Source organism: Paraburkholderia yinzeri (assembly GCF_046581065.1).
In the GTDB taxonomy this organism is placed as follows: Bacteria; Pseudomonadota; Gammaproteobacteria; order Burkholderiales; family Burkholderiaceae; genus Paraburkholderia.
The window spans coordinates 3,491,461-3,509,343 of record NZ_JBFOCJ010000001.1 but is presented as its reverse complement, the minus strand read 5'-3'; the positions used below and the strand labels follow the sequence as shown (position 1 = coordinate 3,509,343).

The following is a 17,883-nucleotide window of genomic DNA, read 5'->3' as shown; positions in this document are numbered from 1 at the left end:
CGGGAAAAATAGCGGATAATTGCGGCTTTCATCCTAAGCCCAGATTTTATCCGAGGACAAGCGCGATGGACTTTAGCATAAAAGCCTGTGACTGGAGCAAAGGCGGGGACGGCTCGTTCCTGACCGGCAAGTCGGATTGCATCGTGGTCGGCGTGTTCGAGGCCCAGACCTTGTCTGGCGCGGCGTTCGCGATCGACAACGCTATCGGCGGCACGATCGCGCGTGTCGTCAAGGCCGGCGACATCGACGGCAAGGCCGGTTCGACGCTGTTTTTGCCGGAGGTGACGGGTATCGGCGCCTCGCGCGTGCTGCTGGTCGGCCTCGGCAAGCAGGACGCCTTCGGCCAGAAGGCCTACGGCGAGGCCGTCAAGGCCGCCTGGCGCGCGATCCTCGGCACGAAAATCGCCCAGATCACGTTCACGCTCGCGCAACTGCCCATCAAGGAGCGTTCGAGCGACTGGGCCGTGCGCGCCGCCATTCTGGCGCTGCGCGGCGAGGTCTACCGCTTCACGCAGATGAAGAGCAAGCCGGACACCACGGCGCGCGCGCTCAAACGCACCGTCTTTAGCGTCGACGCCGGCGACGAGAAGGCGGCCAAGCTCGCCGCCAGGCAGGCCACCGCGATCGCCAACGGCATGGACCTCACGCGCGACCTCGGCAACCTGCCCGGCAACGTCTGCACGCCTACCTACCTTGCCGCCACCGCGAAGAAGCTCGCGCGCGACTGGAAGCTGAAGGTCGAGGTGCTGGGCCAGCGCCAGATCGAGGCGCTCAAGATGGGCTCGTTCCTTTCGGTGACGAAGGGCTCGGTCGAGCCTCCGCAGTTCATCGTGCTGCACTATCAGGGCGCGCCCGCCAAGGCCGCGCCTGTCGTGCTGGTGGGCAAGGGCATCACCTTCGACACGGGCGGCATCTCGCTCAAGCCCGGCGAGGGCATGGACGAAATGAAGTACGACATGTGCGGCGCGGGCTCGGTGCTGGGCACGCTGCGTGCTGTCGCCGAAATGGGCCTGAAGCTCAACGTGATCGGTATCATCCCGACCTGCGAGAACATGCCCGCCGGCAACGCGACCAAGCCGGGCGACATCGTCACGACGATGGCGGGCCTGACCGTGGAGGTGCTCAACACCGACGCCGAAGGGCGCCTGATCCTGTGCGACGCGCTCACCTACGCCGAACGCTTCAAGCCGGCCGCCGTGGTCGACATCGCGACGCTCACGGGCGCGTGCATCATCGCGCTCGGTCACCACAACAGCGGTCTCTTCTCGACGGACGACGCGCTGGCGGGCGAGCTGCTCGACGCCTCGCGCGAGGCGAACGACCCGGCCTGGCGCCTGCCGCTCGACGAAGAGTACCAGGAGCAATTGAAGTCGAATTTCGCCGACCTCGCCAATATCGGCGGGCGTCCGGCGGGCAGCGTGACGGCGGCGTGCTTCCTGTCGCGCTTCACGGAAAGCTATCCGTGGGCCCACCTCGACATCGCGGGCACCGCCTGGAAGAGCGGCGCGGCGAAGGGCGCGACGGGCCGCCCCGTGCCGCTCCTGTCGCAGTTCCTGATCGATCGGGCCGCGGACGGTCGCGCGGGCCAATGACGCGAGCGGCAGCGGGCACGGTTCTGGCGCAAGCGCGGAGCAGGCGATGACGCGCATCGACTTTCACACGAACGTCGGCGATTCGCTGGCGTACGCGTGCCGGCTCGTGCGCAAGGCGTACCAGGCCGGCGAGCAGGCGGTCGTGCTGGCCGAGCCGGCGCGCCTGCGCGCTTTCGACGCGATGCTGTGGACCTTTTCGGCGCTCGACTTCGTGCCGCACTGCATGGCCGAGAGCCCGCTCGCCGCGGGTACGCCTGTCGTGCTGACGGCGGACCTCGAACGGGCTCCGCATCACCGCGTGCTGCTCAATCTCGGCGCGGCGGTGCCGCCGCAATTCGCGCGCTTCGAGCGTTTGCTGGAAGTGGTCGGCGATGCGCCGGACGAACTGGCGTCTGGCCGCGAGCGCTATCGCTACTACCGCGATCGCGGCTACGCGCTGAACAACTACAAGCCCGGCGGCTAAGGCCGCGCGGGCTTTCCCGATCGCCGGAGGTTCTCATGTCGGACGTTCATGACATCAACGACGCCTCGATTCCGCTTTTGACGGATACCCTCGTGCCCGGCAATCCGCTGCGTGCCGCTGTGCCGCCGGCGCAGACCCTCGCAACGGCGGCCCTAGCGACCGCCACGATGCCGGCAGCGGAAGACGGCCTGTTCGCGCACGACGCCGACGCGCTCGTCGAGCGCCTGCGCGGACGCTGCCTGACCTGGCTCACCGGCGAAGGCCGCAATGTGATCGAGGCGCGCTGCAACGCCGCCTTGCAGGAACACACGCATTGGCTCGTGGGCCATGTATCGCGCGAGATCGGCCTCGCACTCGAAACGGAGCTCAAGGGCTGGGTGCGGGCTGCCGTGCGCGAGGAACTGGCTGCGCGCTCGGGGGTTCCGCCCGAGCCGGGCGGAAACTGATCCGCCGCCTCCGGGGGCAACGCGGGCGTAGCGCCGCAGGTTTTTACTTCAGCGTGAGGACCCAGTGCGCGAGCGTCGCCGCCTGACCGGGGCTGAGCTGCGTGTTCGCGGGCATGGGCACGGTGCCCCATACCCCGTTGCTGCCTTCCATGATCTTGTGCGAGAGATAGGTCTGCGCGTCGGGCTTCGACGCGTATTTCGACGCCACATCGCGCAACGCAGGCCCCATGAACGCGCGGTTCACCGAATGGCAGCTCATGCAGTTCTGCTGCTGGGCGAGTGCGAGGCCCGTTGGCGCGGGCGGGGCCGCTTGTGCTTCTTGTGCGCCTTGTGCCGTTTGCGGTGCCGTCTGGGCGAGCTGGGCCGCCGGCTCCGATTGCCCCGCCGGTTCGTTCTGGGCGCAGGCCATCCCCGCGGCAAGCGCCAGGGGAAGTGCGGCGGCGAGCGTCGCTGTTATCTTTCTCGCTTGCGACTTCTGGTTCATGCTGGTCTCCGCCAGCGTGAGCGCCGGCTGCTGTAGTGTGGTCGCATTATAAAAGCAAAGGGCGCACGATTTTCTGTGCGCCCTGAATCACATCGCCGATTAGGATTACCGCCGTAATCGGCCGGGACCGGCTGTAAGCATGCCGCAAGAACGGTTAGCCGTCAGCCGGTCACCGCCCCCTCGTTCGCCGGCCGCGCGAGGGCCGCGTACTTGGCCATCACGCCGCGCGTGTAACGCGGTGCGGGTTGCCGCCACGCCGCGCGGCGGCGCGCGAGTTCGGCTTCGTCCACGTTCAGTTGCAGGAGCAGCTTGTGAGCGTCGATGGTGATCGAATCGCTTTCCTGCACGAGCGCGATGAGGCCGCCTTCGAACGCCTCCGGCGCGACGTGCCCCACCACCATGCCCCAGGTGCCGCCCGAGAAACGGCCGTCGGTGATGAGGCCGACCGATTCCCCGAGTCCCTTGCCGATGATGGCCGAGGTCGGCGCGAGCATCTCCGGCATGCCCGGCCCGCCCTTCGGGCCGAGGTAGCGCAGCACGACCACGTCGCCGGCCTGGATCTTGTCCGCGAGGATCGCCTCCATCGCGCTCTGCTCGTCGTCGAACACGCGGGCGGGGCCGGTGATGACGGGATTCTTCAGGCCCGTGATCTTGGCGACGGCGCCCTGGGTCGCGAGATTGCCCTTGAGGATCGCGAGGTGGCCCTCCTTGTACAGCGCCTGCTCGATGGGGAAGATCACCTTCTGGTCCGCGCGCGGCTTCGAGGGCACGTCCTTCAGCTCTTCCGCGATCGTCTTGCCTGTGATCGTCACGCAGTCGCCGTGTAACAGGCCCGCGTCGAGCAGGATCCTTAGCACTTGGGGAATGCCGCCGGCCTGGTGCAGGTCGGTCGCGACATACTGGCCCGAGGGCTTCAGGTCGCAGATCACGGGCACTTTCTTGCGCATGCGCTCGAAATCGTCGATGGTCCAGTCGATCTCGGCGGCGTGCGCGATGGCGAGATAGTGCAGCACGGCATTGGTCGAGCCGCCCGTCGCCATGATGAGCGCCACGGCATTCTCGATCGACCGCTTCGTGATGATGTCGCGCGGCTTGAGGTCCTGCTTGACCGCATCGACGAGCACGCGCGCCGACTCCGCCGCCGAGTCGACCTTTTCCTGATCGGGGTTGGCCATCGTCGACGAATACAGGAGCGACATGCCGAGCGCCTCGAAGGACGAGCTCATCGTATTCGCCGTGTACATGCCGCCGCACGATCCCGTGGACGGGCACGCGTTCTTCTCGACCCCTTCGAAGTCCTCTTCGGACAGGCGCCCGGCCGTGAATTCGCCGACGGCCTCGAACGCGGAAACGATGGTGAGGTCCTTGCCCTTCCAGCGGCCCGGGCGGATCGTGCCGCCGTACACATAAATGCCCGGCACGTTCATGCGCGCGAGCGCCATCATGCCGCCCGGCATGTTCTTGTCGCAGCCGCCGATCACCACTACGCCGTCCATCCACTGGCCTTCCACGCAGGTTTCGATGCAGTCGGCGATCACTTCGCGCGAGACGAGCGAGTACTTCATGCCCTCGGTGCCCATCGACATGCCGTCCGAGATCGTCGGCGTGCCGAAGGTCTGCGGATTCGCGTCCGCGCCCTTGACGGCGGCGACGGCCGCGTCGGCGAGGCGCTGCAGCCCCGCATTGCAGGGCGTGATGGTGGAGTGGCCGTTGGCGATGCCGATCATCGGCTTGTCGAAGTCGGCCTTCTCGTAGCCGAGCGCGTAATACATCGAACGGTTCGGCGAGCGGGCGACGCCTTGCGTGATGTGCTTCGAACGACGGTTGTAGGGCATGGGGACCTCCTGGGGACAGTGTCTCGAATGCCGGCCTGTGCGGTGGGTTTCTGGTGTCCTGGCGAGGACGCGCCGGCATGTCTGCTGCAGATTGCAGTTTCGCGAGCCGAATGTCCAATATATTATTCAAGCCTGATTGAGTCGAAAAAAGTATCAATGACCAGCCCGAATCTTCCCGATCTGCGCCAGTTGCGCTATTTCGTGGCCGTTGCCGAGGAGCAGCACTTCGGCCGCGCGGCGGCGCGCCTTTCGATGACGCAGCCGCCGCTTTCGCAGGCAATCCGGGCGCTGGAGGACGTGCTGGGCGTCGAGCTTTTCGCGCGCACGCGCCGTTCGGTCGAGTTGACGGCAGTGGGTGCCGATCTGCTGCCCGAGGTACGGCGCCTCCTCGCGGCCGCCGAGGCGCTGCGCCCGCTCGCACAGAGCCTCGCGCGCGGCGAGGCAGGCACGCTGGCGCTCTCGTTCGTCTCGACGGCCGACTATGGCCTCCTGCCGCTTCTGCTGCGCGATTTCGGCGCACGCTATCCGCGCGTGCGCCTGCAACTGGCCGAGGCGACGAGCGACGTGCAGGTGGAGGAACTGGTGGCGGGGCGCATCGACGCGGGCCTCGTGATCGGGCCCCTGCCGCCGCGCCATGCGGCACAGCTCGCCTACCTGCCGGTGGCACGTGAGCCGCTCGTGGCCGCCATGCCGGGCGCCTTGTCGGCGCGCACGGGCGGTCCCGCCGTGGACGGCTGGAGCGACGCACCCGTGAGCCTGCGCGATCTCGCCGAGGTGCCGCTCGTCGTGTTTCCGCGCCAGCTGGCGCCAGGCTTCTACGACGCGATCATGGACTGCTACGGCGCGGCCGCGCTGGTGCCGCGCGTGGGCCAGGAGGCGATCCAGATGCAGACCATCGTGAGTCTCGTTTCGGCGGGCATGGGCATCGCGCTCGTGCCGCGCTCGCTGCGGCATCTGCGGCGCACGGGCGTGGTTTACCGGCCCCTGGCCGGAGACGTGCGCAGCATCGAAACGGGACTCGTGTGGCGCTCGGGGGACGTGAGCCCGGTGCTGGCGGCCTTCATCGACATCGTGCGCGCCCACGCGGCGAACGTGGAGGCGCCTCCCCACGCCTGAGCCGCCGCTGCGCGGCGGCGTGTCCCGACCGTCTCGTTCATGTTCGCGTGCCAGAATGCGCGTCGCGGCGCCCGCGTCGGCGATAATGTTGCGCCGCGAACCCCGCCGGCCCGCAGGCGTCCAATGCACGCGCAGCCCGCGTGGCCGCTCCCGCCCACCGGATATCTTTTTATCGCTGAAACGGAAGAACTGATCTCACGATGCTCATCCACCCGAACCTCGACCCCGTCGCCATTCACCTGGGGCCGCTCGCCGTGCGCTGGTACGGCCTCATGTACCTCGTCGGCTTCATTCTCGCGATCGTGATTGGCCGTCTGCGCCTGCGCCTGCCGTACGTGGCCGCGCAGGGCTGGACCGCGAAAGACATCGACGACATGCTGTTCTACGGCGTGCTGGGCACGATCCTGGGCGGCCGTCTCGGCTACGTGCTGTTCTACAAGGCGGACTGGTACTTCGCGCATCCGCTCGACATCTTCAAGGTGTGGGAAGGCGGCATGTCGTTTCACGGCGGCTTTCTCGGCGTGACCTTCGCGATGGTCCTGTTCGCGTGGCAGCGCGGCCGCACGTGGCTGCAGGTCACCGACTTCGTCGCGCCGATGGTGCCCACGGGGCTCGCCGCGGGGCGTCTTGGCAACTTCATCAACGGCGAACTGTGGGGCCGCGTGACGTCGCCCGACGCGCCCTGGGCCATGATGTTCCCGAGCGCATCCAGCGAGGACGCGGGATGGCTCGCAGCGCATCCGCAGCAGGCCGCCGCATGGCATCTCAACGAAGTCTTCGCGCAGTACCACATGCTGCCGCGTCATCCTTCGGAGCTCTATGAGATCGCGCTCGAAGGCATCGCGCTCTTCTTCGTGCTGATCGTCTTCTCGCGCAAGGAGCGTCCGGTGGGGGCGATCTCGGCGATGTTCCTGATCGGCTATGGTCTTGCGCGCTTCACCGTGGAATTCGCGCGCGAGCCCGACGACTTCCTCGGCCTGCTCGCGCTCGGTCTTTCGATGGGGCAGTGGCTTTCGCTGCCGATGATCATCGCGGGCGTGATCATGATGATCTGGGCCTACCGCCGCGCGGCGGGCCGCAAGGGCACGCAGACCGCCAACGCGAAAAGCTGAGCGATCCTCCTCGCCCCTATGAAAAAGCCCCGCTTCGAGCGGGGCTTTTTCGTTGCGTGCGCATCGGGTATTGCGGTGCGCTTCACGGTGACTTCACAGTCACTTCCGCAGTCACTTCATCTGCACCGACCCTGACACGGTGACGGTCACGGTCGACGTGCCGCCCTCCAGCGGCACCGGCGGCGCGGCCTTCGCATCGGCCGACATCGCACGCGCGGCCATCATCATCATCGGACGCGGCGGTACGCCCGCATGGCCCACGTTGACCTCGCGGATCGTATAGCTGCCGTAGCCGAACGCGCGCGCGGCCGCCGTGGCCTGCTCGCGGAACGAGGCAATGGCCTCGCCCGAGAGCTTCTGTTCGGCGGCGCGCTGCGCTTCGGGCGAAAGCGAGAACTGCACGTTGCCCACCTGCATGATCGACGAGATGTCGCCCGCGAGCTTCGAGGCGGCCGCGAAGTCATGCGATTCGATCACGACCTCGGTACGCCCGCGCCATGCGGAGATGCGGCCGTCGCGGTCGGTGGACGGAAAGATCGAGAACTGGCCCGAGCGCGCGCTCACGCCTGCCACGCCCTTGGCCTTCTGCAATGCGGCGTCGGCGCGCTGGTTGAGGGTCGTGGTCAGCGAGGCGGGGTCGCTGGCTTCCTGCTCGTAGAACAGCGTGATCGTGACGACGTCCTGCGGGACTTCGTCACTGGCCTGCGCGGACAGCGACAGCACGCCGGCCGGCTGGTAGCGCGCGTCGCTCTGCGCGAACGCGGCGCCGGGCGCAAGCGTGAGCGCGATGGGCGCGGCCACGGCGAGTGCGGCGGCGAGTGTCACGACAGCTTTTCTCTTCATTGTTGGCTCTCCTTGCAGAACGGGTTCGCAACCGGCGCGCGCGAATTCATGCGGTCATGCTGCGCTTTGCGCAGGATTGTGCGGCACGTGCGCCGCGCGCGTGGTTTGCGTGCCCATTAGTCGGGCTTCGCAGTGCGCGGGTTCCCTTCGGGTGTAAGGATTTTTAAATCTTTAACGCCGGCGGCTCGCCGATGCAATCGTCGCGATTACATCAGACGCTTCGTGATGAAGTTCCATTCGGCCAGCGTGACGGGCGTGATCGAAAGACGATTGCCTTTCGCCAGCACGCGCATGTCGGCAAGCGCTTCGTACTCGCGTAGCGCGGCGAGCGGAATCAGCGGGCACTTCTTTTTGAACACGACGTCGACGAGCATCCAGCGCGGATTCTCCTGCGTCGATTTCGCGTCGTAGTAGGGGCTCTTCGCGTCGAACTGCGTGGGGTCGGGATAGGCCGTCGAGGAGACTTCGGCAAGCCCCGCGATACCGGGCTCGGGGCAGCTCGAATGATAGAAGAGCACGCCGTCGCCAATCTGCATCGTGTCGCGCATGAAATTGCGCGCCTGATAGTTGCGCACGCCGGTCCACGGCAGCGTGCGATGCGCGGCGTGAGCGAGATCGTCGATGCTTGCTTCGTCGGGTTCGGACTTCATCAGCCAGTAGCGCATGAGTCGGAGATCACGAAGAAAGAGAAGGGGAGCCGCAAAGAAAAACGGCACCGGACTGGTGTCCGATGCCGTTCGAATAGGTCCCCGCCATAGCCGCTAGGCCGGCATCCTGAACCGGGGGTTCAGAATTGGTCGCAGTTAGCAGCACTTCGGGTACATCAGACAGAGTGACGCGCACGCCCGTGCTACAAATTTCCGCAACCGTGCACATGGCATTGGTTCAAGGAATATATGACCTTGGCGAACCAGGCAGGGAAGCTGATTAAACCTTTTAAAACATGTTGCTTTTAAAACCGTACTGCTGCAGGGAGCCGATAACTAACCAACAAACGTTATTGCACGTTGTGCTGCTGAATCACGGCGCCGAGCTGTTCATTCATTTGGCGCATTGTACGACGGATTTCTTCCGCTGGGAATGCTTCGCCGTGCCGCACGCTGCTCTGCAGGCGCAGCAGTTCCGAGGTGATCGAGAGCGCGGCCATCACGGCGATGCGATCGGTGCCGCGCACGTTGCTGTGCGTGCGGATCTTCAACATTTCCGAATCGACGCGCGCCACGGCTTCGAGCAGGGCCGCTTCGGTTTCCGGCGAACAGGCGAGGCGATAGGTCTGGCCGAGGATCGTCGCTTCGATCTGTTTGGTCGTCATGCATTTTCTCCGTGGCGGGTCGCGTTGCTATCGTCGCTGGCGGGGGAAGACGGTTCGAGCAGATCGAGCTGGTTGTCGGGCTCGGCATGCGCGCGCGCGCGGGGCAGTTTTTCGAGGATCGCGTTCAGACGCACCTGGGCATCGTCGATCTTCGCGGAGAGGGCATCGCGCTCCGCTTGCAGCGCATTGCGCTCTTCGCGGACCTGATCGAGTTCGGCCTGTGTCGCTTCGCACTGCGCGCGTGTCTGCACAAGTTGCTCTTCGAGCGCGAGGCGTGCTTCATGGTGGCGCTGATTGATCTCGATCAGCCGCCCGATATTCTGTGAGAGTGTTTCGAGTTCGTTGAGCATGTGCTGCGTCCTCTAAAGACAGGCATTCTAGCGCGGATTAACGGCTATTCCGACAATTGTGTCGTTTCCAGACGTAACAGCACCGCTTCTTGCCGGTAACGGTAGCGAGCGCGCCCGGCAGGAATACGTTTTGCCTGTGCGAGGCGGGCCATGCGCTGGACCTGGCGCCGGGTCATGCATTGGTCTCGCGCTGGTCTCGTGCCGGTCTCGCATGGACCGGCTTGACCGGGCCATTTCTTGACGCTCCCTCAGGTGCCTCCTACACTTGCGGCACTCTGGCACCGTGTGCTGCCCGACCGCGAAACCAGAGGGAAAACCCGGGTAAACAGGGCGCGACCTCCCGCCGCGAACCTGCGCTATCCAGCGCGCCGCCGGCACACGACCACAACGACCCGACCCATGAATTCGCCTGCCCGCATGACGCACCATGCCGCGCCGCTGCGCCCGTCGATGAGCGCTCGCCGTGCGTGCGCGATCTGGGGCGCGCTGACGCTCGCGACGCTCGTGGTGTTCGCGGCGTCGCTCGCGACCGGCAGCGTGACCGTGACGTTTCGCGAGGCGCTGGCCGCGCTGTCCCCCGCGCATATGGGCGCTGCCGATATGACGACGGAGATCGTCCGCACGCTGCGCCTGCCGCGCGCGCTGAGCGGCTTTGCGTGCGGCGCGCTGCTCGCGCTCGCCGGGGCGCTGCTTCAGGTGCTGCTGCGCAACCCGCTCGCCGAACCGTACGTGCTCGGCGTGTCCGGGGGCGCGGCTGCGTTCGCGCTCGTCGCAATGATCGTCGGCGCGGCCTGGTGGGCCGTGCAGGCGAGCGCGTGCGCCGGTGCGTTTGTCTCGATCCTGCTCGTGCTGGGACTCGCGCGCGGCGCGCTATGGCGCGGCGAGCCGCAGGATAGTTCGCCCCGTCTGCTGCTGACCGGCGCGGTGACGGCGGCGGGCTGGGGCGCGCTAATTACGCTGCTGCTCACGCTCGCGCCCGACACGCGGCTGCGCGGCATGCTTTTCTGGCTCACCGGCGATCTGAACGGCGCAGGCATGCCGTGGGCCGCGCTTGTCGCGCTGGCCGGGGTGCTTGCCGTCATGGTGCCCATGGCGCCGCAACTGAACGTGCTGCTGCGCGGCGACGCCGCCGCTCAGGCGCTCGGCGTGCCGGTGCTGCGCCTGCGTCTTGCCGTCTATCTCGCCGCCTCCGTCGCCGCCGCGGCCGCGGTCACGACAGGCGGCACGATCGGCTTCGTCGGGCTCGTCGTGCCGCATATGCTGCGTCTCGGGTTCGGCAACGATCAGCGTATGCTGATGCCGGCTGCCGCGCTTGCGGGCGGCCTCGCGGTGATGGCCGCCGACCTCGCGGCGCGCACGCTGGCCGCGCCCACGCAATTGCCGGTGGGTGTCGTGACCGCGCTCGCGGGTGTGCCCGTGTTCCTCTGGATGCTGCTGCTGCGGCGGGCGCGATGAGCGATGCGTTGCGCCCGACCCCGCTCGTTGCGGCCCATGCGCTCACGTTGCGCGCGGGTGCGCGTACGCTCGTCGAGTCGCTTACGCAGGACTTCGGCGCGGGCGAGATCTGGTGCATCGCGGGCGCGAACGGCGCGGGCAAGACCACGCTGATCGGCGCACTGGCAGGTCTCCATGCGGGCGCGGCAGGGCATGTCGAGGTCGAAGGGCGCGCGCTTGCCGCCTGGCCGGCCGCGCAGCTCGCGCGGCGCCGCGCACTGATGCCGCAGGACACGCGCGACGCCTTCAGCGCGAGCGTGCTCGACATCGTGCTGCTCAACCGCTATCCGCATCTCGCGGGCTGGGGCTGGGACCGCGACGAGGATCGCGCGGCCGCGCAGGCGGCGCTCGCGATGCTCGGCCTCGAATCGCTCGCTGCGCGCGACGTGCTTTCGCTTTCGGGTGGCGAGCGGCAGCGCGTAGGCATCGCCGCGGTGCTGTGCCAGGCGGCGCCGCTGCTGTTGCTCGACGAGCCGCTCGCGCATCTGGACCTGCATCATCAGATCGCGTGCCTCGACGCACTGGCGCACTGGGTGGACGCGGCGCCGCGCACGATCGTGTTTTCCTGTCACGATCTCAACCTGGCGCGCCGCTATGCGACGCATGCGCTGCTGCTCGACGGGCGCGGCGGCTTTCATGCGGGGCCGGTGCGCGAGGTGCTGACACCCGAACGCGCGAGCGCGGCGTTCGGCCATCCGCTCGTGCTGATACGCGATGGCCAGCACGAAGCGTTGGTGCCCGCGCTGGTGTCTCCACTAGCGGGCAAAAAGGCGTCGCTGCCCGACAATGATGTCTGACTGGGCATTGCCCGATCCCGAACTCTCTGAATGAACCGAAGATGAAGTCGCCTCTATCCGATCTGCTCGCCATCGAACCGCTGGACCTTTCGCTGCGCGACGCGCTGCAGCACCTCATCGATACCCGGACCAAGCCGCCCGGCAGCCTCGGGCGCCTCGAAGCGCTGGCGCGCCAGCTCGGCATGATCCAGCGCACCACGCGGCCCACGGTCGAGCGGCCCGCGATGATCGTCTTCGCCGGCGACCACGGTATTGCGAACGAAGGCGTGAGCCCGTATCCGCAGGCCGTGACCGCGCAGATGGTGGCGAACTTCCTTGCGGGCGGCGCCGCCATCAACGCGTTCAGCGGCGTGGCGGGCCTCGAACTGGAAGTCGTCGACGCGGGCGTCGCCATGCCGCTGCCGTCTTCGTCCTCGCTCGTGTCGGTGCCCATCGCGCGCGGCACGCGCAACTTCGCGCACGAACCGGCGATGACGCGCGACGAGGCCATCGCCGCGCTCGAAGCGGGCGCGGCGCGCGTGCGTCATCACGCGGCGCTCGGCACGAACGTGATCGGCTTCGGCGAGATGGGCATCGCGAACACGTCCTCGGCCGCGTGCCTGATGAGCCGTCTGTGCAACGTGCCGGTCGACGAATGCGTGGGGCGCGGCACGGGCCTCGACAACGCGGGCCTCGCGAGAAAGCGCAACGTGCTGGCTGCAGCGCTCGCGCGGCATCCGAACGCACGCGAACCGCTCGACGTGCTGGCGACCTTCGGCGGCTTCGAGATCGCGATGATGGCGGGCGCCTGCCTCGAAGCGGCGCGCTCGCGCATGGCGATACTCGTGGACGGCTTCATCGCGACTTCGGCGCTGCTCGTGGCCGATGCGCTCGCGCCCGAAGTGCGCGGCTACTGCGTCTTCGCGCATGCCTCGAACGAGGCAGGGCATCGCCGCATGCTCGATCACTTCGGCGCACGCGAGCTGCTTGCGCTCGATCTGCGGCTAGGCGAGGGCACGGGCGCGGCGCTCGCGGTGCCGCTCCTGCGCGCGGCCTGCGCGTTTCTGAACGAGATGGCGAGCTTCGAGTCGGCCGGCGTCGCCAACCGCGGCGAGCGCGGCGCGTGATGCGCCGGCGCAGCGTGACGTTCGCGCCGGGCGCGTGTCTGGCCAGGGTCGTCCGATGAATCCGCTCGCCGAACTGCGCTATTTTTTTACGGCGCTCGGCTACTTCACGCGCGTGCCGGTGCCGCGCTGGGTCGGCTTCGAACCCGCCTGGCTCAACGCGGCGGCGCGTTACTTCCCGCTCGTCGGCGTGCTCGTGGGCGCGCTTGCGGCGCTTGTCTATCTCGTTGCGCTGCGGGTGTTCCCGCCCGGTGTGGCCGTGCTGCTTTCGATGGCCGCGACGCTTCTTGCCACCGGTGCGTTTCACGAGGATGGGCTGGCCGATTGTTGCGATGCGTTCGGCGGCGGATACCAGCGCGAGGACGTGCTGCGCATCATGCACGACTCGCGCATCGGCGCGTTCGGCGCCATCGCGCTCGTCGTGGCGCTCGCGCTGAAGTGGCAGACGCTCGCCGCCTTGCCGCCGATGCGCGCGGCGACGCTCATGATCGCCGCGCACGCCGCAAGCCGAGCCTGCGCGATCAGCTACCTCGTCACGCTCGACTACGTGCGTGACGAAGGCAAGGCCAAACCCGTCGCGCAGCGCATGAGCGCGGCCGCGCTGCTGTGCGCCTGCGTGTCGGGTTTGCCGTGGCTCTTCTGGCCCGACTGGCGCGCGGGACTTGCGACACTCGTCGTCCTGGCGGTATTGCGTTATGGGCTTGGGCGCTATTTCGTGAAGCGCATCGGCGGCTATACCGGCGATTGTCTGGGCTTCGCCCAGCAGGTGTTCGAGCTGGCGATCTATCTGATGGGGCTTGCGTGGATCTCGTTCTGATCCGGCATCCCGCCGTGGCCGTGGAAGCGGGCGTGTGTTACGGCGCAAGCGACGTGGCGCTCGCGGGCGACGCCGCGCAGGAAGCCTCCGCACTGGCAGGCCGGCTCGACACGCTCGGCGCACGCGCGCCTGCCCGTATCGAATCGAGTCCGCTGACACGTTGCGCGCACGTTGCAAACGCGCTGGGGACGACGCATGGCGTTGTGCCCAGGATCGACGCGCGGCTCGCGGAGATGGATTTCGGCGCATGGGAATTGCAGCGCTGGGATGCGATCGGGCGCGAGCAGATCGACGCCTGGGCCGCCGATTTCGACCATGCGCGGCCGCATGGCGGCGAGAGTGTCGCGCAGTTCGAGGCGCGCGTGCGCGCGTGGTTCGATGAGGGCGCTAGCGTGGCGGCGCCCGGCAGACCGCTGCCATTGGAAGACGTGGCCTGGGTCGTGACGCATGCGGGGGTGATCCGCGCCATGACGGCGTGTGCGCTCGGGCTGTCGCTGTCGCGCTGCGTGCGCTGGCGGCTGGAGTACGGCGCGCTCGTTTGGCTACGAAGAGAAGCGCGCGGCGGTCCATGGTTATTGGTCCGCTGGAACGCCTGAGCGCCTGATTCGGATAACGAATCAACGGGCCGGGGCGGCGTCGCGCGTACGGGCGAGATCCAGATCCTTGCAAAGCTCCGCGGCGCCTTGCGCGATGCGCGGGGCGGGCCGCGTGAGCAGGTCGCCGTCGATGGCGAAGAGGTTGTCGTGCGCCACCGCCGTCAACGAGGGCCACGCGCGCCAGCGGTCGAGCCCGGGGAGCGGCTTGTCCGGCGCCGTCGCGCCTTGCGACGACGTGACGATCGCGTCGGGATTCGCGGCGAGGACGGCTTCCGTGGAGACGGTCGGCACGAGCGGCTGCAGCGCCGCGAACACGTTGCGCCCGCCGCATAACGCGATCACGTCGCTGATCATGTGCTCGCCGTTGAGCGTCATCAGCGGTTGATCCCAGACCTGGAAGAACACGCTGACCGGCGTGCGCCCCGCGTAGCGCTCGCGCAGTTGCGCGATGTCGTGGCGATACGCGCTGGCGGCGCGTTGCGCGACGCTCGACGTATCGAGCAGCACGCCGAGGCGCGTGAGCGAGGTCGCGACATCGTCGAGGTGATGTGGTTCGCTGAAGAAAAGCGGGATGTGCAGTTCGCGCAGCCGGTCGAGCTGCTGCTGGGCATTGCCGTGCCGCCAGACGACGATCAGGTCGGGCTTGAGCGCGACGATGCGTTCGAGGTCGAGCGCGCGGTTGTCGCCCACGCGCGGGACGTGCTGTGCGGCCGGTGGGTAATCGCTGTAGCTCACGGTGCCCACGAGCTTGTCACCGCCGCCCGCAGCGTAGATCAGTTCGGTGATGTGCGGCGAGAGGCTGATGACGCGCTGCGCCGGTGCGGCCAGCGTGACGGTGTTGCCGGCGTCGTCCACGGCGCTCACGGTGGCGTGTGCCGTAGGCGCGCAAAGCAATGCTTGTGCGCAGAGCACGAAGGCAGCGAGTGTGCGTGCGTTCATGAGGCGCCGCCGTTTTGTCCGCCGATCTCGCGCACGGCTTCGCGCAGCGCGGTTTCGAAGCGTTGCCATTCGCCTTCCGATGCGGGCAGGCCGATGCGCAGGCTGGCCGGCGCTTCGAAGCGGCGTGTCCAGACGGCGCGCCGCGCGAGCGCATCCTGGAGCGCGTGGGCGCGGGTGTCGGCTATCCAGGCGAAGAGCGGCGTCGTGTGTGGTGTGAAGCCATGCGCGCGCAAGAGCGCGTCGAGGCGCTCGCTTTCGTGTGCAAGCTGCGCGCGCATGGCGGTCTGCCATGCCGTGTCGCCAAAGGCGTGCGCGACGGCGTGCCGCGCCGGGCCGCTCACCGTCCACGCGCCGAGGCTCGCGCGCAGTGCCTCCAGCAGCGGCGGCTGTGCGAGCGCGAAACCGCAGCGCGCGCCTGCCAGCCCGAAGAACTTGCCGGGAGAACGGAGCACGACGAGTCCTTCGCGCGCGACTTCACCCGCGAGCGAAGCGGTGCGGGCCGGCGCGAAGGCATCGGCGAACGCTTCGTCCACGATCAGCGTGCCCCCGCGCATGGCCAGTTGCGCATACCAGCGCAGCAGTGTGACTGTGTCGAGATGCCCCGCCGTCGGATTGTTCGGATTCACGACGACCGCATGCGTGACGTTCTCGGGCAGCGTATCGTGCGCGACGTCGAGCGTGACCGTTTCATGCCCCGCCTGGACGAACGCGGGCGCGTATTCGCCGTACGTGAGCGGCGCAATTGCCACGTGCGCGCGCGGCAGCAGCGCAGGCAGCGCGCGGATCGCGGCCTGGCTGCCCGCCACGGGCAATACGTGTCGCTCGTCCGGGGCGCCGTAATAGCGGGCGGCGCAGGCGGCAAAGCCGTCGCCGTCCTCGGGCAGGCGGCGCCAGGCACTGGCCGGGACCGGCGGCACTGGATAGCCGTGCGGGTTGATGCCGGTGGACAGATCGATCCACGCCTCCCACGCGATACCGTAACGGCGCGCGGCCTCGTGCAGGTTGCCGCCGTGCGCGACAGGGCGCGGCAGCGCGTCGACGCGCTTAGACATGGCTCGCCACGCTCACGAAAGCCAGGGCGATCAACACGGCGAGCCACAGGATCGTCGCGCGTTCGACGAGACGCAGCGCGGCGTCCACATCCTGCGCGCGCGGCGGCGTGCCCGCGCCGAGCGTCGGCCGTTGCTCGATCGCACCGTGATAGACGGCCGCGCCGCCCAGCAGCACGTTCAGCGCGCCCGCGCCCGCGGCCATCACCGGGCCGGCATTCGGACTGTCCCAGCGGCGCGCCTGCTCGCGCCAGCAGCGCAGCGCCACGCGCGTGTCGCCGAGCAGCGCATAGCTCGTGGCCGTGAGGCGCGCGGGAATCCAGTTGAGCACGTCGTCGATGCGCGCCGCCGCCCAGCCGAAGCGCAGATAACGTGGCGTGCGATAGCCCCACATCGCATCGAGCGTATTGGCGAGACGAAACGCGAGCGCCCCCGGGCCGCCCGCGACGGCGAACCAGAACAGCGCGCCGAAGATGGCATCGTTGCCGTTCTCCAGCGCCGATTCGACGGCGGCGCGCGAGAGGGCGGTGGCGTCGGCCTGGGCGGTGTCGCGCGAGACGATGCGCGACGTGAGCTCGCGGGCGCGCGCGAGGTCGCGTTGCGCGAGCGCGGCGCCGATGGGCGCGATGTGATCGGCGAGACTGCGTGCGCCCAGCGCGAACCACAGCAGCGCGACATGCAGCGCCGCGGCGAGCGGCCACGGCAGGATGGCGACGAGGAACGCGGCGGCGAGGACGGGCGGCGCCACGGCGGCGAGCCAGGCGACGAGACCGAGCGGGCGGCCGCGCCGTCCGGTGTTCAGACGTTCTTCGAGGCGATTCGCCAGCTTGCCGAACGCAATGAGCGGATGGGCGCGGCGCGGCTCGCCGAGCCAGTGGTCGACGACGACGCCTGCAACGGCGAGCGCGGCGGTGACGGGCAGGGTCAGCATGAAAGCGGCATCAGGATGTCTTCAAGCGGTCTTCACGGTGTCTTGAGCGCGAGCGGCAGGCCGGCGGCGACGAGCGTGGCGCGGTCGGCGAGCGCGGCGATGCGCTGGTTCAGCCGCCCGAGTTCGTCGACGAACAGTCGCGTGGCCGCGCCGAGCGGCACCACCCCCATGCCGATCTCGTTGCTCACGACGAGCACGGTGCCCCGCGCGCGTTCGCAGGCGGCGGCGAAGGCGTCGATGCGCGCGGCCCAGTCGTCGCGCGGTGCTTGCGCATCCGGCGGGCAGAGCAGATTGGCGAGCCAGAGCGTGAGGCAGTCGATCAGCACGCACTGGCCGGGCGCCGCGGCGGCTTCGAGCGCGCCGGCGAGATCGAGCGGCGCCTCGACGAGCCCCCACTGAGCGGGCCGGCGCGCGCGATGATGCTCGACGCGCTGCGCGAACTCGCTGTCCCCCACGCGCGCGGTGGCGATATAGGTGACGGGCAAGCCGCTCTCGCGGGCGAGGCGCTCGGCATACGCGCTCTTGCCCGAGCGTGCACCGCCGACGATGAAGGTGAGGTCGCGCGAAATCATCGCGTGATTGTACCGGCTTGTTCCTGCCTCAC

At 68.3% G+C, this 17,883-nt stretch carries 20 protein-coding genes and 1 other RNA gene; 10 read left to right on the top strand and 11 right to left on the bottom strand.

Translation table 11 applies throughout. The features are described 5' to 3' along the window. Positions 1–65: 65 nt before the first annotated feature. From WJ542_RS16695 to WJ542_RS16685, 3 genes are read left to right on the top strand one after another with little or no spacing between them, the layout of a single operon-like run. Entirely contained in the window at positions 66–1,592 is a 1,527-nt protein-coding gene (locus tag WJ542_RS16695) for a leucyl aminopeptidase (protein WP_411190345.1), read from the top strand. A 46-nt stretch (positions 1,593–1,638) separates the two neighbouring features. Beyond that, entirely contained in the window at positions 1,639–2,055 is a 417-nt protein-coding gene (locus tag WJ542_RS16690) for a DNA polymerase III subunit chi (protein ID WP_411190344.1), read from the top strand. 35 nt (positions 2,056–2,090) lie between these two features. Then, positions 2,091–2,501: a DUF2486 family protein gene (locus WJ542_RS16685; protein WP_411190343.1), complete on the top strand. Its 411-nt coding sequence runs from the start codon at positions 2,091–2,093 to the stop codon at positions 2,499–2,501. A gap of 43 nt (positions 2,502–2,544) precedes the next feature. Here WJ542_RS16685 and WJ542_RS16680 read toward each other — a convergent pair whose 3' ends face one another. Next, complete coding sequence (locus WJ542_RS16680; RefSeq protein ID WP_411190593.1) at positions 2,545–2,910, bottom strand: c-type cytochrome; 366 nt, start codon at positions 2,908–2,910, stop codon at positions 2,545–2,547. A gap of 236 nt (positions 2,911–3,146) precedes the next feature. Next, on the bottom strand, positions 3,147–4,820 hold the full coding sequence (gene ilvD / locus WJ542_RS16675) for a dihydroxy-acid dehydratase (RefSeq protein WP_411190342.1): 1,674 nt from the start codon (positions 4,818–4,820) through the stop codon (positions 3,147–3,149). A 156-nt stretch (positions 4,821–4,976) separates the two neighbouring features. On the opposite strand from ilvD, the gene WJ542_RS16670 reads away from it, so the two are divergent. Together WJ542_RS16670 and lgt are read left to right on the top strand one after the other, a co-directional pair. Then, complete coding sequence (locus WJ542_RS16670) at positions 4,977–5,936, top strand: LysR family transcriptional regulator (RefSeq protein ID WP_411190341.1); 960 nt, start codon at positions 4,977–4,979, stop codon at positions 5,934–5,936. Positions 5,937–6,136: 200 nt separating this feature from the next. Continuing rightward, positions 6,137–7,048 (top strand): prolipoprotein diacylglyceryl transferase, encoded by a 912-nt coding sequence (gene lgt, locus WJ542_RS16665; RefSeq protein WP_411190340.1) that lies wholly within the window; start codon positions 6,137–6,139, stop codon positions 7,046–7,048. 111 nt (positions 7,049–7,159) lie between these two features. Here the strand turns inward: lgt and WJ542_RS16660 are convergent, their stop codons facing one another. The 5 genes from WJ542_RS16660 to WJ542_RS16640 form a co-directional block, all read right to left on the bottom strand. Continuing rightward, on the bottom strand, positions 7,160–7,891 hold the full coding sequence (locus WJ542_RS16660) for an SIMPL domain-containing protein (protein WP_027795642.1): 732 nt from the start codon (positions 7,889–7,891) through the stop codon (positions 7,160–7,162). 206 nt (positions 7,892–8,097) lie between these two features. Then, positions 8,098–8,556 carry an EVE domain-containing protein gene (locus tag WJ542_RS16655; RefSeq protein WP_411190339.1) on the bottom strand — a complete coding sequence of 153 codons (459 nt, stop codon included), beginning with the start codon at positions 8,554–8,556 and terminating at the stop codon, positions 8,098–8,100. Between the two features lie 77 nt (positions 8,557–8,633). Beyond that, positions 8,634–8,815, bottom strand: a non-coding RNA gene (gene ssrS / locus WJ542_RS16650) — 6S RNA. A gap of 73 nt (positions 8,816–8,888) precedes the next feature. Further along, positions 8,889–9,203 carry a cell division protein ZapA gene (locus tag WJ542_RS16645; protein WP_411190338.1) on the bottom strand — a complete coding sequence of 105 codons (315 nt, stop codon included), beginning with the start codon at positions 9,201–9,203 and terminating at the stop codon, positions 8,889–8,891. Next, positions 9,200–9,553 carry an ATPase gene (locus WJ542_RS16640; protein ID WP_411190337.1) on the bottom strand — a complete coding sequence of 118 codons (354 nt, stop codon included), beginning with the start codon at positions 9,551–9,553 and terminating at the stop codon, positions 9,200–9,202. The genes WJ542_RS16645 and WJ542_RS16640 overlap by 4 nt, the downstream gene beginning before the upstream one ends. Positions 9,554–9,952: 399 nt before the next feature. On the opposite strand from WJ542_RS16640, the gene WJ542_RS16635 reads away from it, so the two are divergent. Genes WJ542_RS16635 through cobC form a run of 5 tightly spaced genes read left to right on the top strand, consistent with a single transcriptional unit; the run spans position 9,953 to position 14,360 of the window. Then, positions 9,953–11,008 carry a FecCD family ABC transporter permease gene (locus tag WJ542_RS16635; protein ID WP_411190336.1) on the top strand — a complete coding sequence of 352 codons (1,056 nt, stop codon included), beginning with the start codon at positions 9,953–9,955 and terminating at the stop codon, positions 11,006–11,008. Continuing rightward, positions 11,005–11,844 (top strand): ABC transporter ATP-binding protein, encoded by an 840-nt coding sequence (locus tag WJ542_RS16630; RefSeq protein WP_411190335.1) that lies wholly within the window; start codon positions 11,005–11,007, stop codon positions 11,842–11,844. The genes WJ542_RS16635 and WJ542_RS16630 overlap by 4 nt, the downstream gene beginning before the upstream one ends. A 41-nt stretch (positions 11,845–11,885) precedes the next feature. Then, positions 11,886–12,950, top strand: a complete 1,065-nt coding sequence (gene cobT, locus WJ542_RS16625; RefSeq protein WP_411190334.1) for a nicotinate-nucleotide--dimethylbenzimidazole phosphoribosyltransferase — start codon at positions 11,886–11,888, stop codon at positions 12,948–12,950. Between the two features lie 55 nt (positions 12,951–13,005). Next, complete coding sequence (locus WJ542_RS16620; protein WP_411190333.1) at positions 13,006–13,764, top strand: adenosylcobinamide-GDP ribazoletransferase; 759 nt, start codon at positions 13,006–13,008, stop codon at positions 13,762–13,764. After that, on the top strand, positions 13,749–14,360 hold the full coding sequence (gene cobC / locus WJ542_RS16615; RefSeq protein ID WP_411190332.1) for an alpha-ribazole phosphatase: 612 nt from the start codon (positions 13,749–13,751) through the stop codon (positions 14,358–14,360). The genes WJ542_RS16620 and cobC overlap by 16 nt, the downstream gene beginning before the upstream one ends. Positions 14,361–14,381: 21 nt before the next feature. On the opposite strand, the gene WJ542_RS16610 is transcribed toward cobC, so the two are convergent. Genes WJ542_RS16610 through cobU form a run of 4 tightly spaced genes read right to left on the bottom strand, consistent with a single transcriptional unit; the run spans position 14,382 to position 17,851 of the window. Continuing rightward, positions 14,382–15,299, bottom strand: coding sequence for a cobalamin-binding protein (locus WJ542_RS16610; protein WP_411190331.1), 918 nt, complete (start codon positions 15,297–15,299; stop codon positions 14,382–14,384). Continuing rightward, the gene (gene cobD / locus WJ542_RS16605) at positions 15,296–16,351 is read right to left on the bottom strand and encodes a threonine-phosphate decarboxylase CobD (protein ID WP_411190330.1); all 1,056 of its coding nucleotides are present in this window, start codon (positions 16,349–16,351) and stop codon (positions 15,296–15,298) included. The genes WJ542_RS16610 and cobD overlap by 4 nt, the downstream gene beginning before the upstream one ends. Next, positions 16,344–17,279 carry an adenosylcobinamide-phosphate synthase CbiB gene (gene cbiB / locus WJ542_RS16600; protein WP_411190329.1) on the bottom strand — a complete coding sequence of 312 codons (936 nt, stop codon included), beginning with the start codon at positions 17,277–17,279 and terminating at the stop codon, positions 16,344–16,346. Before cbiB ends, cobD begins: the two co-directional genes overlap by 8 nt. A gap of 32 nt (positions 17,280–17,311) precedes the next feature. Beyond that, on the bottom strand, positions 17,312–17,851 hold the full coding sequence (gene cobU, locus WJ542_RS16595; RefSeq protein ID WP_411190328.1) for a bifunctional adenosylcobinamide kinase/adenosylcobinamide-phosphate guanylyltransferase: 540 nt from the start codon (positions 17,849–17,851) through the stop codon (positions 17,312–17,314). Between the last annotated feature and the right edge of the window lie 32 nt (positions 17,852–17,883).

Excerpts from the sequence above, each read along its gene's own strand:
- WJ542_RS16695 (WP_411190345.1), top strand. The coding sequence starts at position 66 with ATGGACTTTAGCATAAAAGCCTGTGACTGGAGCAAAGGCGGGGACGGC.
- WJ542_RS16690 (WP_411190344.1), top strand. The coding sequence starts at position 1,639 with ATGACGCGCATCGACTTTCACACGAACGTCGGCGATTCGCTGGCGTAC.
- WJ542_RS16685 (WP_411190343.1), top strand. The coding sequence starts at position 2,091 with ATGTCGGACGTTCATGACATCAACGACGCCTCGATTCCGCTTTTGACG.
- WJ542_RS16680 (WP_411190593.1), bottom strand. The coding sequence starts at position 2,910 with ATGGCCTGCGCCCAGAACGAACCGGCGGGGCAATCGGAGCCGGCGGCC.
- ilvD (WP_411190342.1), bottom strand. The coding sequence starts at position 4,820 with ATGCCCTACAACCGTCGTTCGAAGCACATCACGCAAGGCGTCGCCCGC.
- WJ542_RS16670 (WP_411190341.1), top strand. The coding sequence starts at position 4,977 with ATGACCAGCCCGAATCTTCCCGATCTGCGCCAGTTGCGCTATTTCGTG.
- lgt (WP_411190340.1), top strand. The coding sequence starts at position 6,137 with ATGCTCATCCACCCGAACCTCGACCCCGTCGCCATTCACCTGGGGCCG.
- WJ542_RS16660 (WP_027795642.1), bottom strand. The coding sequence starts at position 7,891 with ATGAAGAGAAAAGCTGTCGTGACACTCGCCGCCGCACTCGCCGTGGCC.
- WJ542_RS16655 (WP_411190339.1), bottom strand. The coding sequence starts at position 8,556 with ATGCGCTACTGGCTGATGAAGTCCGAACCCGACGAAGCAAGCATCGAC.
- WJ542_RS16645 (WP_411190338.1), bottom strand. The coding sequence starts at position 9,203 with ATGACGACCAAACAGATCGAAGCGACGATCCTCGGCCAGACCTATCGC.
- WJ542_RS16640 (WP_411190337.1), bottom strand. The coding sequence starts at position 9,553 with ATGCTCAACGAACTCGAAACACTCTCACAGAATATCGGGCGGCTGATC.
- WJ542_RS16635 (WP_411190336.1), top strand. The coding sequence starts at position 9,953 with ATGAATTCGCCTGCCCGCATGACGCACCATGCCGCGCCGCTGCGCCCG.
- WJ542_RS16630 (WP_411190335.1), top strand. The coding sequence starts at position 11,005 with ATGAGCGATGCGTTGCGCCCGACCCCGCTCGTTGCGGCCCATGCGCTC.
- cobT (WP_411190334.1), top strand. The coding sequence starts at position 11,886 with ATGAAGTCGCCTCTATCCGATCTGCTCGCCATCGAACCGCTGGACCTT.
- WJ542_RS16620 (WP_411190333.1), top strand. The coding sequence starts at position 13,006 with ATGAATCCGCTCGCCGAACTGCGCTATTTTTTTACGGCGCTCGGCTAC.
- WJ542_RS16610 (WP_411190331.1), bottom strand. The coding sequence starts at position 15,299 with ATGAACGCACGCACACTCGCTGCCTTCGTGCTCTGCGCACAAGCATTG.
- cobD (WP_411190330.1), bottom strand. The coding sequence starts at position 16,351 with ATGTCTAAGCGCGTCGACGCGCTGCCGCGCCCTGTCGCGCACGGCGGC.
- cbiB (WP_411190329.1), bottom strand. The coding sequence starts at position 17,279 with ATGCTGACCCTGCCCGTCACCGCCGCGCTCGCCGTTGCAGGCGTCGTC.
- cobU (WP_411190328.1), bottom strand. The coding sequence starts at position 17,851 with ATGATTTCGCGCGACCTCACCTTCATCGTCGGCGGTGCACGCTCGGGC.